This is a genomic window from Pseudorhodoplanes sp. (assembly GCF_035565795.1).
Classification (GTDB): domain Bacteria; phylum Pseudomonadota; class Alphaproteobacteria; order Rhizobiales; family Xanthobacteraceae; genus Pseudorhodoplanes.
This window is the reverse complement of record NZ_DATMRV010000062.1, coordinates 1-12,560: the sequence shown is the minus strand read 5'-3', so window position 1 is coordinate 12,560 and position 12,560 is coordinate 1. Positions and strand designations below refer to the sequence as shown.

Below are 12,560 nucleotides of genomic sequence, written 5' to 3'. Positions count from 1 at the left end.
CCGGAATCGTCGCCGGACTTGCCTAAATCGGGCCCCTCTGCCATAACCCGCGCGCTCGCCGCCCGGCTGTATAGGGCTGCCGTGGCAGCGACACTTGCTCAATCAGCAAACGCTCGGTTTTCGAGCCATTTCGGTGGACGGACGGCTTTTGCCCGACGTCATCACCGTATCAGGAGAGCCAAATGCCCAAATTGAAGACCAAGTCGGGCGCCAAAAAGCGCTTCAAGATCACCGGTTCGGGCCAGGTCGTATCCGCCCAGGCCGGCAAGCGCCACGGCATGATCAAGCGAACCACCAAGCAGATCCGCAATCTTCGCGGAACGCGCGTCCTGTTCAAATCGGACGGCGACAACATCAAGAAATACTGGATGCCGAACGGCTGATCGCCGCGCGCACCTGTCTTTCCTGTTTCTGCAGATCAGTGTTCGTTAAAGGAGATCAGCCATGGCCCGCGTCAAACGTGGCGTTACCGCCCATGCCAAGCACAAGAAAGTTCTGAAGGCTGCCAAGGGTTTTTACGGCCGTCGCAAGAACACCATTCGCATCGCCAAGCAGGCGGTCGAGAAGGCCAATCAATACGCCTTCCGTGACCGCAAGCGTCGCAAGCGCACCTTCCGCGCGCTCTGGATCCAGCGTCTGAACGCTGCCGTTCGTCCGTTCGGTCTGAACTACAGCCAGTTTATCGACGGCCTGAACAAGTCGGGTCTGGAGATTGACCGCAAGGTGCTGTCCGACCTCGCCATCCGCGAGCCGGCGGCATTCGAGGTCATCGTCGGCAAGGCGAAGGCTGCGCTGGCCGCGTAACGAGCGCCGCTTCCGCGCTCTTCGGAGCGACCGATGATCGATGCCGCCTATGTCCAGCGAATGGCATTGTACAATCGCTGGCAAAATCGAAATCTCTTCGGCGTTGCCGGTCGTCTGTCGGACAGCGACAGGCGATTGGACCGCGGCGCGTTCTTCGGATCGATTCACGCGACCCTGAGCCACCTGCTGTGGGCCGACCGTGTATGGATGAGCCGGTTCGCCGGCTGGACCAAGCCTGAAGGCGGCATACGCGAATCGGTGTCGCTGTATCCCGACTGGGGCCGGCTGAGCGAGGAGCGTGCGGCAAGCGACGAAAGGCTGATTGCGTGGTCCAATACTCTCGACCCGCAATGGCTTGCGAATGACCTGACGTGGTTTTCCGGCGCCGTTCAGCGCGAGGTTTCGAAGCCGATATGGCAGCTTCTGGTGCATTTCTTTAATCATCAGACCCACCATCGCGGCCAGGTTCATGCGATGCTGACGCAGGCGGGCGGCAAGCCCCACGACACCGATCTGTTTGCGATGCCGGAGTGATTGTTCGTGACCGATATCAACGCGCTTGAACAGGAAATCCTCGCATCGGTTGCTGCAGCCTCCGACGAGGCCGCGCTGGAAGCCGTCCGGGTTGCCGCGCTCGGCAAGAGCGGCTCGGTGTCCGCGCTGCTGAAGACACTCGGCGCGATGACGCCGGACGAGCGCAAGGTTAAAGGGCCCGCGATCAACGGCCTGAAGGATGCGGTGAACGCCGCGCTCACGACACGTCGCGACGCCCTGAAGAACGCAGCACTCGACGCGCGTCTCAATACCGAAAGCGTCGACGTGACGCTGCCGGTGCGCGAAAGCCCGGCGGAAACCGGACGCATTCATCCGATTTCCCAGGTGATCGATGAACTGACCGCGATCTTCGCCGACATGGGTTTCGCCGTCGCGGAAGGTCCGGACATCGAGACCGACGATTACAACTTCACCAAGCTGAACTTTCCCGAAGGCCATCCGGCGCGGGAAATGCACGACACGTTCTATTTCAACCCGAAGCCGGACGGCTCGCGGCTGCTGTTGCGCACGCATACGTCGCCGGTGCAGGTGCGCACGATGCTGGCGAAAAAGCCGCCGATCCGCGTCATCTGTCCGGGCCGCACCTATCGTTCGGACTCCGACCAGACCCACACACCGATGTTCCATCAAGTCGAGGGCCTCGTCATCGACAAGGGCTCGCATCTCGGCCATCTGAAATGGATTCTCGCCGAATTCTGCAAGGCATTCTTCGAGGTCGATAACGTGAAGATGCGGTTCCGGCCGTCATTCTTTCCGTTCACCGAGCCGTCGCTCGAAGTCGACATTCAATGCAAGCGCGACAAGGGTGAAATCCGCTTCGGCGAAGGCGAGGACTGGCTCGAGATTCTCGGCTGCGGGATGGTGCATCCGAACGTGCTGCGCAATTGCGGGCTCGATCCCGACGAGTATCAGGGCTTTGCCTGGGGCATGGGGATCGACCGCATCGCCATGCTGAAATACGGCATGCCCGATTTGCGTCCGTTCTTCGAAGCGGATCAGCGCTGGCTGTCGCATTATGGCTTCCGTCCGCTCGACTTCCCGACGCTGGCGGGAGGCCTGAGCAACTGACGATGGCCGTTCCCGGAGCGCCCAAAGAAGGAATCGCCGGTCTCATTGCCGCGCTTACCAACCGGCTGGATGAGGCGACGATCGTTTCCTACGCCGAGATGCTGGCGAACTGGAATGCCGGGCGCACCGAGGCGACCTTCGCCGCGTTCCAGACGCTGGATGCCAAGGCGTCCGGGCTGTTGACTCATGTCTCGATGATGATCGCGGGGCTCGGCATCGTTGCGCCGCTGCTCGCGCAGCATCGGTTCGAGGAGATCGTGATCGTCTCCGAGATCATCGTCTATCTCATGATCGCCATCGGCTGCCTGCGCTGTCTCGCAGTGCGGACGGCTAGAGAACTCACAGGCCCGAATGTCGAGCGTGAGCTGATCATCAAGCACGAGCTCTACAGGCTCTGCAATCAGGCCACGATCTATTTCACGATCCTCGTTTTCATCAGCTTCCCCATCATGCTGATATTCCCCTAGCCCGGATCTGAGAGCGCACGATGAAATTCACACTGTCCTGGCTCAAGGAACATCTCGACACCGACGCGCCGCTTGCCGAGATCGCGGACAAGCTGACCATGATCGGTCTCGAGGTCGAGAAGATCGAAAACCCGGCGGAAAAATACGCTCCGTTCAAGGTGGTGGAGGTTATCTCCGCCGTGCAGCATCCGAATGCGGATCGCCTGCGCGTCTGCATGGTCAATACCGGCGAAGGCAAGCCGCTACAGATCGTCTGTGGCGCGCCGAACGCGCGGGGCGGCATGAAGGCGGTGCTCGGCTTGCCCGGCACCTACATTCCGTCGAAGGACATCACGCTCAAGGTCGGCAAGATCCGCGACGTCGAAAGCCAGGGTATGCTGATCTCGGGCGCCGAGATCGAGTTCAACGACGATCATTCGGGCATCATCGAGATGCCGGCGGATGCACCGGTCGGCGTGCCGTTTGCGGAGGTGCTCGGCCTCAACGATCCGATCATCGAGATCAACCTGACACCGAACCGCGCCGACTGCACGGCCGTGTCCGGCATCGCGCGCGATCTCGGTGCGACGGGCATCGGCAAATATCTCGAACGCACGCCGAAGCCGGTGAAGGGTACGTTCCCGTGTCCGGTCAATGTCACGCTCGATTTCGGCGACACGCCCTCGCTCTGTCCCGGTTTCGCATTGCGCCTCGTGCGCGGCGTCAAGAACGGACCGTCGCCGGAATGGCTGCAGAAGCGGCTGACCGCGATCGGGCTGCGTCCGATCAATGCGCTGGTCGACATCACGAATTTCATGACCTACGACCGCGGCCGTCCGCTGCATGTGTTCGACGCGAAAAAGGTGCACGGCAATCTCGTCGTGCGCCGTGCGAAGGCGGGCGAGGAACTGCTCGCTCTCGACGGCAAGACTTACAAGCTCGACGATTCGATCTGTGTGATCGCCGACGACAAGGGCGTGGAATCGCTCGCCGGCATCATGGGCGGCGAGCTCTCGGGCTGCGACGAGAATACGACGGACGTCCTGATCGAGTCGGCGCTCTGGGAGCCGATCAACATCGCGCAGACCGGCCGCAAGCTCGGCATCAACTCGGATGCGCGCTATCGCTTCGAGCGCGGCATCGATCCGAATTTCATGGTGCCGGGCCTCGATCTGGCGACGCAGATGGTGCTCGATCTGTGCGGCGGCGAGCCGTCAGAATCGATCGTCGTCGGATTCACGCCGCCCGAAGACCGGCCGATCGATTTCCCGCTGTCCGAGGTCAAGCGCCTCGCCGGGCTCGACGTGTCGCTGACCGAGATCAAGCGCATTCTCGGAAATCTCGGCTTCTTCATTGCCGGCAACGGACCGGTGGTGAAGGTCGCCGTGCCGTCATGGCGGGCCGACGTCGAAGGCAAGGCGGATATCGTCGAAGAGGTCGTGCGTATCGTCGGTGTCGATCGTGTGCCGCTGACGCCGTTCGAACGCAGTGACGATCAGCGCAAGGCCGTGCTGACGCCGATCCAGAACCGGACCCGCAAGGCCAAGCGCGCGCTCGCGGCGCGCAACCTTGCCGAGGCGGTGACATGGTCGTTCATCTCAAAGTCTGACGCGCAGCTGTTCGGTGGCGGGCAGCCGGAGCTGGCGCTCGCCAACCCGATCGCGTCGGACCTGTCCGATATGCGTCCGAGCCTGCTTCCCGGTCTTGTCGCCGCGATCCAGCGCAATGCCGACCGCGGCATCCCGGATGCCGGACTGTTCGAGGTCGGACAGATCTTCAAGGGCGATCGGCCGGACGATCAGTTCACCGCCGCCGCGGGGCTGCGGCACGGACTGTCGCGCGCGGACGGGACGGGGCGCCACTGGGCCAATGGCAACAAGGCGCCGGATGCGTTCGAGGCGAAGGCCGATGCTCTGGCTGCGCTTGCGGCCGCCGGTGCGCCGATGCAGGCGCTGCAGATTGTCCCCGGCGGTCCCGCCTGGTTGCACCCCGGACGCTCCGGCACGATCCAGATCGGTCCGCAGAACGTGCTCGGTCATTTCGGCGAACTGCATCCGCGCGCGCTCGAAGCATTGAAGGCGGACGGCCCGATCGTGGGCTTCGAGGTGATCCTCGACCGCATTCCCGAGCCGAAGGCAAAGGCGACGCGCGCGAAGCCTGCGCTTGAACTGTCTGCTTTCCAGCCGGTATCGCGCGACTTCGCATTCATCGTCGACAAGGCGGTGAAGGCTGCCGATCTCGTGCGCGCCGCGCAGAATGCCGACAAGAAGTTGATCACTGCCGTGACGGTGTTCGACGTCTACGAAGGCAAGGGGATCGAGCCGGGCAAGAAGTCGATTGCACTCGCGGTTACAATCCAGCCGCGCGAGAAGACCATGACCGACGCCGAGATCGACGCGCTCGCGGGCAAGATTGTGGCGGAAGTCGGAAAGCGCACAAACGGCGTTCTTCGCTCATAACGCGCACAACATGGACGAAAGTAAAGGTCGGATGCGGCGCGTTGTCGCTGCATCGCGGCTGAACAATCTCCTGCTGCAATCGTTTCTGATTTTACCTGCCTTGTTATTTGGAGATGGACAGCAATGCCTGCATCAAAGTTTCTGACAGCCTCGATTGGGCTCTCGGCGCTCGCCTGCGCCGCGATCCTGGCTCCGACCGCAGCGTCTGCGGCGCCGGCGGCGACCGGGCTGTCGTCGATTGGCGCACCTGATACGCGGATGGTGCAGGAGGTACAGTGGCGTCGCCCGTACGGCGGTCCGCGGTATTATGGCGGCCCGCGCTATTACGGACGCGGTGGCAACGGTGCCGCGGTCGCTGCCGGCGTAATCGGTGGACTTGCGCTTGGCGCTGCGATTGCCGGTGCGGCTTCCGCACCGCCGCCGCCGGTGGCTTATGCGCCGCCTCCCGCTTATGGACCGGGCGCCGACTGGATCGCCTATTGCTCGTCCAAGTATCGCTCGTTCAATCCCGCGACCGGCCTCTATCTTGGCTATGACGGGCAGTACCATCCCTGCCAGTAATCCGATCCCGTAGCGGAGAATACGAAAGGCCCCGCCATCGGCGGGGCCTTTTCGCGTTCGGATCAGTCGTTGAAGATCCGCGGCACGCCGCCGGGGAATTGCTGGCGTTGTGGTTGCCGCTGTGGCTGTTGCTTCTTCGCCGGCTGCTTCTGTTGCGTCTTTGGACCCGGGCCCGGGACTGTGCCGGTGGGCGGCGAGACGATTTTCAGCACCTGATCGGCCGCGCGCTCGCCGGATTCCCATGCGCCGCCCACCGTACCCCACAAGGTCTCGTGCGCGGCTTCGCCCGCATAGAAGATGCGGTCGCGCAGCGGCTCGGTCATCAGGATGCGGCGCGACGGCTGGCCTCCAACCGATGCGGCTGAGAACGCACCCTGCACATAGGGCGCGAATGCCCATTGCGTCGCGTGTGTTCGCTTCACGGCCTTGCGGACATCCGCGCCGAACAGCTTGTCGAGCCACTCCATCGCAAACGCCGTCATCTCCCGCGGGCCCTTCGCCGCAAGGTCACGGGCGAATGAGCCGCCGACATCGACATAGGCCAGCGAGGAGCCGCCGACATTGCCGAGCAACGCGGCTGTCTGCTTTCCATCGGCCTTCTCGAACACGAGATCGTCGCGCGCAAGCCCGAACGGATTGTCGGGAATCTCCAGCGCGATCCGTTCGTAATGACCGAGCCGCAGCCGCGAGAGTGCTTCGAGCTGGCGCTTCGGAAGATCGGGGATCATCTTCCCGTCTGCGAGCACGTTGGTCGACACAGTCACGATGACCGTGCGCGCCTGCAGCGCACCTTTGGCGGTTTCGATCGTGATGCCGCCGCGCGCCTGCGGAACGATGCGCGTCACCGGTGTAGACAATTGGACCGGCAATCCTTCGCCAAGCTTTGCAAGCAGCGCGCCGAAGCCTTGCCGGCAATAGGCGTCGACATCACGTTCGTTCGAACGCTGGAAATCGGCAGCCGACAGGTCTGCGAAGTCTTTCCCGCAACCGAATGCGCCGAGATAAAATTCGATCGATTGCTGCCATTCGCCGAGATCCTTCGGCATGGCCTGGGCGAGCGAGACATCCGTCTTGCCGCGCGCCGCGTCTTCGATCGCGCGACGTGCGCGCACCAGCGTCGCAAAGAATTGCTCGAGTTCGCCTTCGCGTGCGTTGCGGCGGCCGATGCGGACTTTCTGCCCCGGCGGCGCCGGATAGATATCAAGCCCGGTGCGCGGTGCGAGTTTCACGAGCGCATGCAGGTCCGGCGCATGCAGCCAGTGTGCGCCGATATCGAAGGGAGTTCCGAAGATCGTCGTGTCGGTGACGCACCGGCCGCCAATACGCTCGTCGGCTTCCAGGATCACCACGCGGCGTCCGGCGGCGGTGATCTTTCGCGCTGCGGCAATGCCGGCGGCGCCGGCGCCGACAATCGCGACGTCGGTCTCGGCCGCAATCGCCATGCGTCCCCACGCCGGGAGCGTGGCGGCTCCGGCTGCAATTGCGAGAAACGAACGGCGGGAGATTGCGTCCATGGTTACCGGAGACTTTGCACTCCGCCTCACTACCCGGAAAATCCGAGGATTTGCAAACCTCTGATGTGCGGAAGGGTCACCCCGGTGTGAACCCGATGAACCGCTTTGCAACGGCTTTCGACGAAAATGCAGGAAAACAACCGCATATGCGGAAGAACGCCGCATACGGGAGGACGGCCATGAGCTTCGTGCTCGACCGAATCGGGCGGTTTCTTGCCCGGTATCTGGAAAAGCCGGTGCAGGGCTACGAGCCCTTCACGCCGAGCGACTTTGGCGCCCTGCAGGCGACATTGCAGCCCGGCGACGTTGTCCTCGTCGAGGGCAACAATCACGTTTCCGGCATCATCAAGTACCTCACGCAATCCACATGGTCACATGCCGCGCTCTATGTCGGTCGCATCGGCGATCGCCAGACGGAGGACGGCGAGCCGCTCGTTCTTGTCGAGGCCAATCTCGGCGAGGGCGTGGTCGGTGCGCCGCTGTCGAAATATGCGCGCTATCACACCCGCATCTGCCGACCGGCCGGCCTGACGCCCGAGGATCGTGCGAAAGTCTGCGCCTATGCGAAGGAGCGGATCGGCTTTGACTACGATGTGAAGAACATCATCGACCTGATGCGCTTCCTGATGCCGCTTCCGCTGCCGCAGAAGTGGCGGCGCAAGATGATGAGCATGGGCTCCGGGCATCCGACGCGGATCATCTGCTCGGCATTGATCGCACAGGCTTTCGATTCAGTGCGCTATCCGATCCTGCCGAAGATCAGCCGCGTCGAGAGCGAGTCGGCGCGCGAGGAGATCCTGGAGATCCGGCACTCGTCACTATATGCACCGCGCGACTTCGATATCTCGCCGTATTTCGAAGTGGTGAAGCCGACGCTGGTCAACGGCTTCGATTACAAGAAGGTGCAATGGGCGGACCTTCAGATCGAGGTCCAGGTGATGGTCGAAATCGAAACCACAGAAGTCGTTGAAAGCGGTCCGCTCGTGCCCGCAGCCGGCAAGTCTCTCGCGACCGCGTAAGCAGCATCGAACAAGACGCGGAATAAAAGACCCCGGCTTTTGAAGGCCGGGGCCGCTGGAAACGGAGTGAAGATGGGACGTTGAAGCTCCGCCCCAGCACTCCGCTAACCCCGGCACATGCTCGGCAGTTCCTCGCCGACTGAACGGTTCCAGGGCGTTCGGGAAGTCATGCGGTCGCGGCTGCGGTCCCTTTCGCCCAGGCGAGCGCGGTGTCCAGCCGGTCATTGCCCCAGAACAGCTCCCCGTCTGGTGTAATGAAACTCGGCGCGCCAAAGATCCCGAGCTGGCGGGCCTGCTCGGTTTCCGTTCGCAGCACGCGTTTCACGTCATCGGAACCGGCCTGTTCGAGCCAGCTCGCGGGGGCGCCAGCGCGATGGAGAATGCCGGCGATCACCGTGGTATCATCGATCCGCAGCCCTTCGCCGAACTGCGCGCGGAAGACGGCGCGGCAATAATCGTCATGCCAGCTTTCGTTCCGCCCGGCGATCGCGACGCGCGCGGCAAGGAGCGAATCCTGCGGAAAGGGCTCCGGCCGGCGAAACGGAATCGAGAGCTCTGCGCAGACGCGCTCGAGGTCGCGCCACATGTAGCGGCCCTTCGCCTCGTAGATGTTGAAGGGCGAGGTGTCCCAGCCCTGCGCCTTGAAGATCGGGCCGAGCAGGAACGGGCGGTAGCGAATGGATACCCCAATCTTTGCAGCGCAGGCCGGCGCGCGGATCGCCGCCGGGTACGAATAGGTCGATCCAAAGTCGAACCAGAAATCGACGACAGGAATGCTCATGGTTCAGTCTCGCCCGGCCGGTGGCGCTTGCGAACCAATTGGCCCGCGTCCACGTTATATTGGAGGTGTCACCGATCCGACATGCCGGGAGGATTCATGCTGAAACTTGCCATTCCAGGGGCCGTCGCGATGCTTGTGCTGATGGCCGGTACGTCGCCGGGCGAGGCCCGCGAATACCCCTGGTGCGCGCGCTATGACTGGACGACGCGCAATTGCGGCTTTGTGAGCTTCCAGCAATGCCTCGCGACGATTTCCGGCATCGGCGGCCGCTGTGAGCCCAATCCCTTCTACCAAGCGCCTCCGCCGCGCCAGCGCCGGCCCCGTTAGGCGGCCCTCGCGGCAGGGCCAAGGCTCGAACCGGCTGCTGACCGGGCGAGTTGCGCCGCGTGCGGTTCTGCCTATAGTCCGGCCGCCTTCAGGCGCGACCAGGAAATTGGGTACCGGTTTTCCGTCCGGTCGCGCACAGACCGAGACGGAACTGGATTCATGGCCGAAAAGCCCAAGAAAGACGTGAAAAAAGTTGTTCTCGCCTATTCGGGCGGGCTCGACACATCGATCATCCTGAAATGGCTGCAGACCACCTATGGCTGCGAGGTGGTGACCTTCACCGCCGACCTCGGCCAGGGCGAGGAGCTGGAACCGGCGCGCGCCAAGGCGGTGCTGCTCGGCATCAAACCCGAGAACATCTTCATCGAGGACCTGCGCGAGGAATTCGTCCGCGACTACGTCTTCCCGATGTTCCGCGCCAACACGGTCTATGAGGGCCAGTATCTGCTCGGGACCTCGATCGCGCGGCCGCTGATCGCCAAGAAGCAGATCGAAATCGCCGAAAAGGTCGGCGCCGACGCGGTGTGTCATGGCGCCACCGGCAAGGGCAACGATCAGGTTCGCTTCGAGCTCAGCTATTACGCGCTGAAGCCCGACATCACGGTGATCGCGCCGTGGCGCGAATGGGATCTGACCTCGCGCACCAAGCTGATCGAATTCGCGGAGCTGAACCAGATTCCGATCGCCAAGGACAAGCGCGGCGAAGCGCCGTTCTCGGTCGACGCCAACCTTCTGCACTCGTCGTCGGAAGGCAAGGTGCTGGAAGATCCGAATGTCGAAGTGCCGGACTATGTGTTCTCGCGCACCGACGATCCGGAAAAGGCGCCGGACAAGGCGACCGTCATCACCATTGATTTCGAGAAGGGCGATCCGGTGGCTGTCGACGGCAAGAAGATGTCGCCGGCGACCTTGCTCAAGCATCTCAACGATCTCGGCAAGCTGAACGGCATCGGCCGGCTCGACCTCGTCGAGAACCGTTTCGTCGGCATGAAGTCGCGCGGCATGTACGAGACGCCGGGCGGCACCATCCTGCTCGTCGCGCATCGCGCCATCGAAAGCATCACGCTCGATCGCGGCGCCGGCCATCTCAAGGATGAGCTGATGCCGAAATATGCCGAACTGATCTACAACGGCTTCTGGTTCACGCCGGAGCGCGAGATGCTGCAGGCGGCGATCGACAAGTCGCAGGAGCATGTGACCGGCCGCGTGACGCTGAAGCTCTACAAGGGCAATGCCTGGGTGATCGGACGCGAGTCGCCGTACTCGCTCTACGACCAGGAGCTGGTGACGTTCGAGGAAGGCGCGGTCGCTTACGATCATCGCGACGCTGAAGGCTTCATCCGGCTGAACGCATTGCGTCTGCGCACCTTGGGGCAGCGCAAGAAAAAGCGCGGACTATAGGCGTTATCGCCGGGCTCGATCCGCCAATTCCTCGAAAGTGACCGACAAACAAAAATGGCCGGGCGTTTGCCCGGCCATTTGCATTTCGGCGACAGGCCTTACTGCGGCGGCGGTGAGCCCGCCTGTTGCTGCAGCAGCGGCGTAATGCGGCGAACGGTGACGCGCCGGTTGGCGCGCTCGGGACCATCCGTCTGCACCTTCAGTTGCTGTTCGCCGTAACCCTGTGTCGTCAGGTTCTCCGGCGGAATCTGGAACTGATCCGTCAGGATGACAGCGACCGATTCCGCACGCCGGTCCGACAATGACAGATTGTCCTCGTCGGTGCCGGTCGCGTCGGTGTGCCCTTCGATCAGGAAGACTTCGTTCGGATTTTGTGCAATCGCGCGCTTGATGCCTTCGGCAATCGGCGCAAGCCGATTGTACTGATCGGGCGTGACTTCCCACGATCCGGAATCGAAGGTGATGCTGTCGAGGTCGATACGCGGCATGCGATTGCGCACATCCGCGCTGTACCGGATTTCGTCCAGCGTATAGGCCCGCGGCAACGGTTCGACCGGCGGCGCCATCAGCGCACCATAGATGTATTCCGGCGGAGCGCTTTCCGCTTCGACGATGTAGCGCTCGCGCGGAATGGCAAGCGACGCGATCGCAAGGGCCGGCAAGGCCACGAAGAAAGCCGTCGATGCCCGTCCGCCACGCGGACGGTTGTCGATGATCACGACCTCGCGCCCGTTGACCAGACGCGAACGCCGCAACAGGCGACCGTTCGGATCCGTCACAGTGACGACCTGCCGCCCACCGGGGCCGATCGCAACCGTGCGGATCTCGTTGCCAACACGCTGCTCACGAACATCCCCGCCGAAGCGACGGAAACGCGATCCCTCATCGCGACGGATAATGGTCGTGTTGCCTTCGCGGACGATGGTGCGATCGCCTTCGCGAATGAGGGTGCGATTGCCTTCGCGGACCTCGCGGCGTTCCTGCCGCAGATCGTCCAGCCGGCGCGTGTCACGGCGATCCTGCCGGAAGTCCTGACGCGCATCCTGCCTTGGCGGACCATCGCGACGCTGATCCGCGGCAGGGGGCACCGGGCGGCCGGCTGGAGCCAGTGCGGGCGCCGCCGAGGGCGGCGCAGCGGGTCGCGCTGCGGCCGGCGGAGCCGCGGGCGTCGCGGGTGGCACCGGCTGGCTGGTGGCCGGGGAGACCGAAGGCTGACGCTGTTGCGGCGCCTGCGCAGCCGGAGGCGTCTGAGCGGCCGGAGCCGCGCGCCCGGCGGGAGGCGGAGGCATCTGCCCGGCAGGCGCTGCCGGACGCGCTGCTGCCGGTGGCGGGGGCGGAGCGGTCCTGGCGGCCGGCGGAGGCGGCGGAGCGGGCCTTGCTGCCGCGGGCGGAGGCGGAGCAGGGCGTGCTGCCGCAGGCGGCGGCGGAGCGGGCCTTGCGGCGGCGGGCGGAGGCGGAACGGGGCGTGCTGCAGCAGGCGGGGGTGCGGGCCGGGCCGCTGCGGGCGGCGGCGGTGCCGGTCTCGCAGCCGGCGCTGCGGGCGGCGCGGCCTTCGGCGCAGGCTTTGCGGCGGGCTTCTTCGGATCAGCAGGGGCTGGCGCCTGTGCGAGCTGCAGGAGGCCAGC

14 protein-coding genes are annotated in these 12,560 nt (G+C 63.8%); 11 read left to right on the top strand and 3 right to left on the bottom strand.

Features of this window, described 5'->3' with window-relative positions:
• The first annotated feature begins 182 nt into the window (after positions 1-182).
• From rpmI to VNZ93_RS06650, 7 genes are all read left to right on the top strand, one after another.
• Positions 183-383 (top strand): 50S ribosomal protein L35, encoded by a 201-nt coding sequence (gene rpmI, locus VNZ93_RS06680; RefSeq protein ID WP_325701874.1) that lies wholly within the window; start codon positions 183-185, stop codon positions 381-383.
• Between the two features lie 61 nt (positions 384-444).
• Positions 445-804, top strand: coding sequence for a 50S ribosomal protein L20 (gene rplT / locus VNZ93_RS06675; RefSeq protein ID WP_325701872.1), 360 nt, complete (start codon positions 445-447; stop codon positions 802-804).
• A gap of 33 nt (positions 805-837) precedes the next feature.
• Positions 838-1,338, top strand: a complete 501-nt coding sequence (locus VNZ93_RS06670; protein WP_325701870.1) for a DinB family protein — start codon at positions 838-840, stop codon at positions 1,336-1,338.
• A gap of 6 nt (positions 1,339-1,344) precedes the next feature.
• On the top strand, positions 1,345-2,427 hold the full coding sequence (pheS, locus tag VNZ93_RS06665) for a phenylalanine--tRNA ligase subunit alpha (RefSeq protein ID WP_325701867.1): 1,083 nt from the start codon (positions 1,345-1,347) through the stop codon (positions 2,425-2,427).
• A gap of 2 nt (positions 2,428-2,429) precedes the next feature.
• On the top strand, positions 2,430-2,894 hold the full coding sequence (locus tag VNZ93_RS06660; RefSeq protein ID WP_325701864.1) for a hypothetical protein: 465 nt from the start codon (positions 2,430-2,432) through the stop codon (positions 2,892-2,894).
• Between the two features lie 20 nt (positions 2,895-2,914).
• Positions 2,915-5,332 (top strand): phenylalanine--tRNA ligase subunit beta, encoded by a 2,418-nt coding sequence (gene pheT / locus VNZ93_RS06655; protein WP_325701861.1) that lies wholly within the window; start codon positions 2,915-2,917, stop codon positions 5,330-5,332.
• Positions 5,333-5,455: 123 nt separating this feature from the next.
• Positions 5,456-5,893 carry a BA14K family protein gene (locus VNZ93_RS06650; protein WP_325701858.1) on the top strand — a complete coding sequence of 146 codons (438 nt, stop codon included), beginning with the start codon at positions 5,456-5,458 and terminating at the stop codon, positions 5,891-5,893.
• Positions 5,894-5,955: 62 nt separating this feature from the next.
• On the opposite strand, the gene VNZ93_RS06645 is transcribed toward VNZ93_RS06650, so the two are convergent.
• Positions 5,956-7,407 (bottom strand): NAD(P)/FAD-dependent oxidoreductase, encoded by a 1,452-nt coding sequence (locus VNZ93_RS06645; RefSeq protein ID WP_325701855.1) that lies wholly within the window; start codon positions 7,405-7,407, stop codon positions 5,956-5,958.
• 179 nt (positions 7,408-7,586) lie between these two features.
• Here VNZ93_RS06645 and VNZ93_RS06640 point away from each other — a divergent pair, with 179 nt between their 5' ends.
• Positions 7,587-8,426 carry a YiiX/YebB-like N1pC/P60 family cysteine hydrolase gene (locus VNZ93_RS06640; protein ID WP_325701852.1) on the top strand — a complete coding sequence of 280 codons (840 nt, stop codon included), beginning with the start codon at positions 7,587-7,589 and terminating at the stop codon, positions 8,424-8,426.
• A 166-nt stretch (positions 8,427-8,592) separates the two neighbouring features.
• Here the strand turns inward: VNZ93_RS06640 and VNZ93_RS06635 are convergent, their stop codons facing one another.
• The gene (locus tag VNZ93_RS06635; RefSeq protein WP_325701850.1) at positions 8,593-9,207 is read right to left on the bottom strand and encodes a 2-hydroxychromene-2-carboxylate isomerase; all 615 of its coding nucleotides are present in this window, start codon (positions 9,205-9,207) and stop codon (positions 8,593-8,595) included.
• 96 nt (positions 9,208-9,303) lie between these two features.
• On the opposite strand from VNZ93_RS06635, the gene VNZ93_RS06630 reads away from it, so the two are divergent.
• A complete protein-coding gene (locus VNZ93_RS06630) occupies positions 9,304-9,534 on the top strand; it encodes a DUF3551 domain-containing protein (RefSeq protein WP_325701847.1) in 231 nt (76 codons plus the stop codon).
• A 159-nt stretch (positions 9,535-9,693) separates the two neighbouring features.
• Entirely contained in the window at positions 9,694-10,935 is a 1,242-nt protein-coding gene (locus tag VNZ93_RS06625; RefSeq protein WP_325701844.1) for an argininosuccinate synthase, read from the top strand.
• Between the two features lie 98 nt (positions 10,936-11,033).
• Here the strand turns inward: VNZ93_RS06625 and VNZ93_RS06620 are convergent, their stop codons facing one another.
• Positions 11,034-12,224: an OmpA family protein gene (locus VNZ93_RS06620; protein WP_325701841.1), complete on the bottom strand. Its 1,191-nt coding sequence runs from the start codon at positions 12,222-12,224 to the stop codon at positions 11,034-11,036.
• Between the two features lie 86 nt (positions 12,225-12,310).
• On the opposite strand from VNZ93_RS06620, the gene VNZ93_RS06615 reads away from it, so the two are divergent.
• Positions 12,311-12,560, top strand: a 250-nt coding sequence (locus tag VNZ93_RS06615) for a hypothetical protein (RefSeq protein WP_325701838.1), incomplete at its 3' end; no start/stop codon positions are given.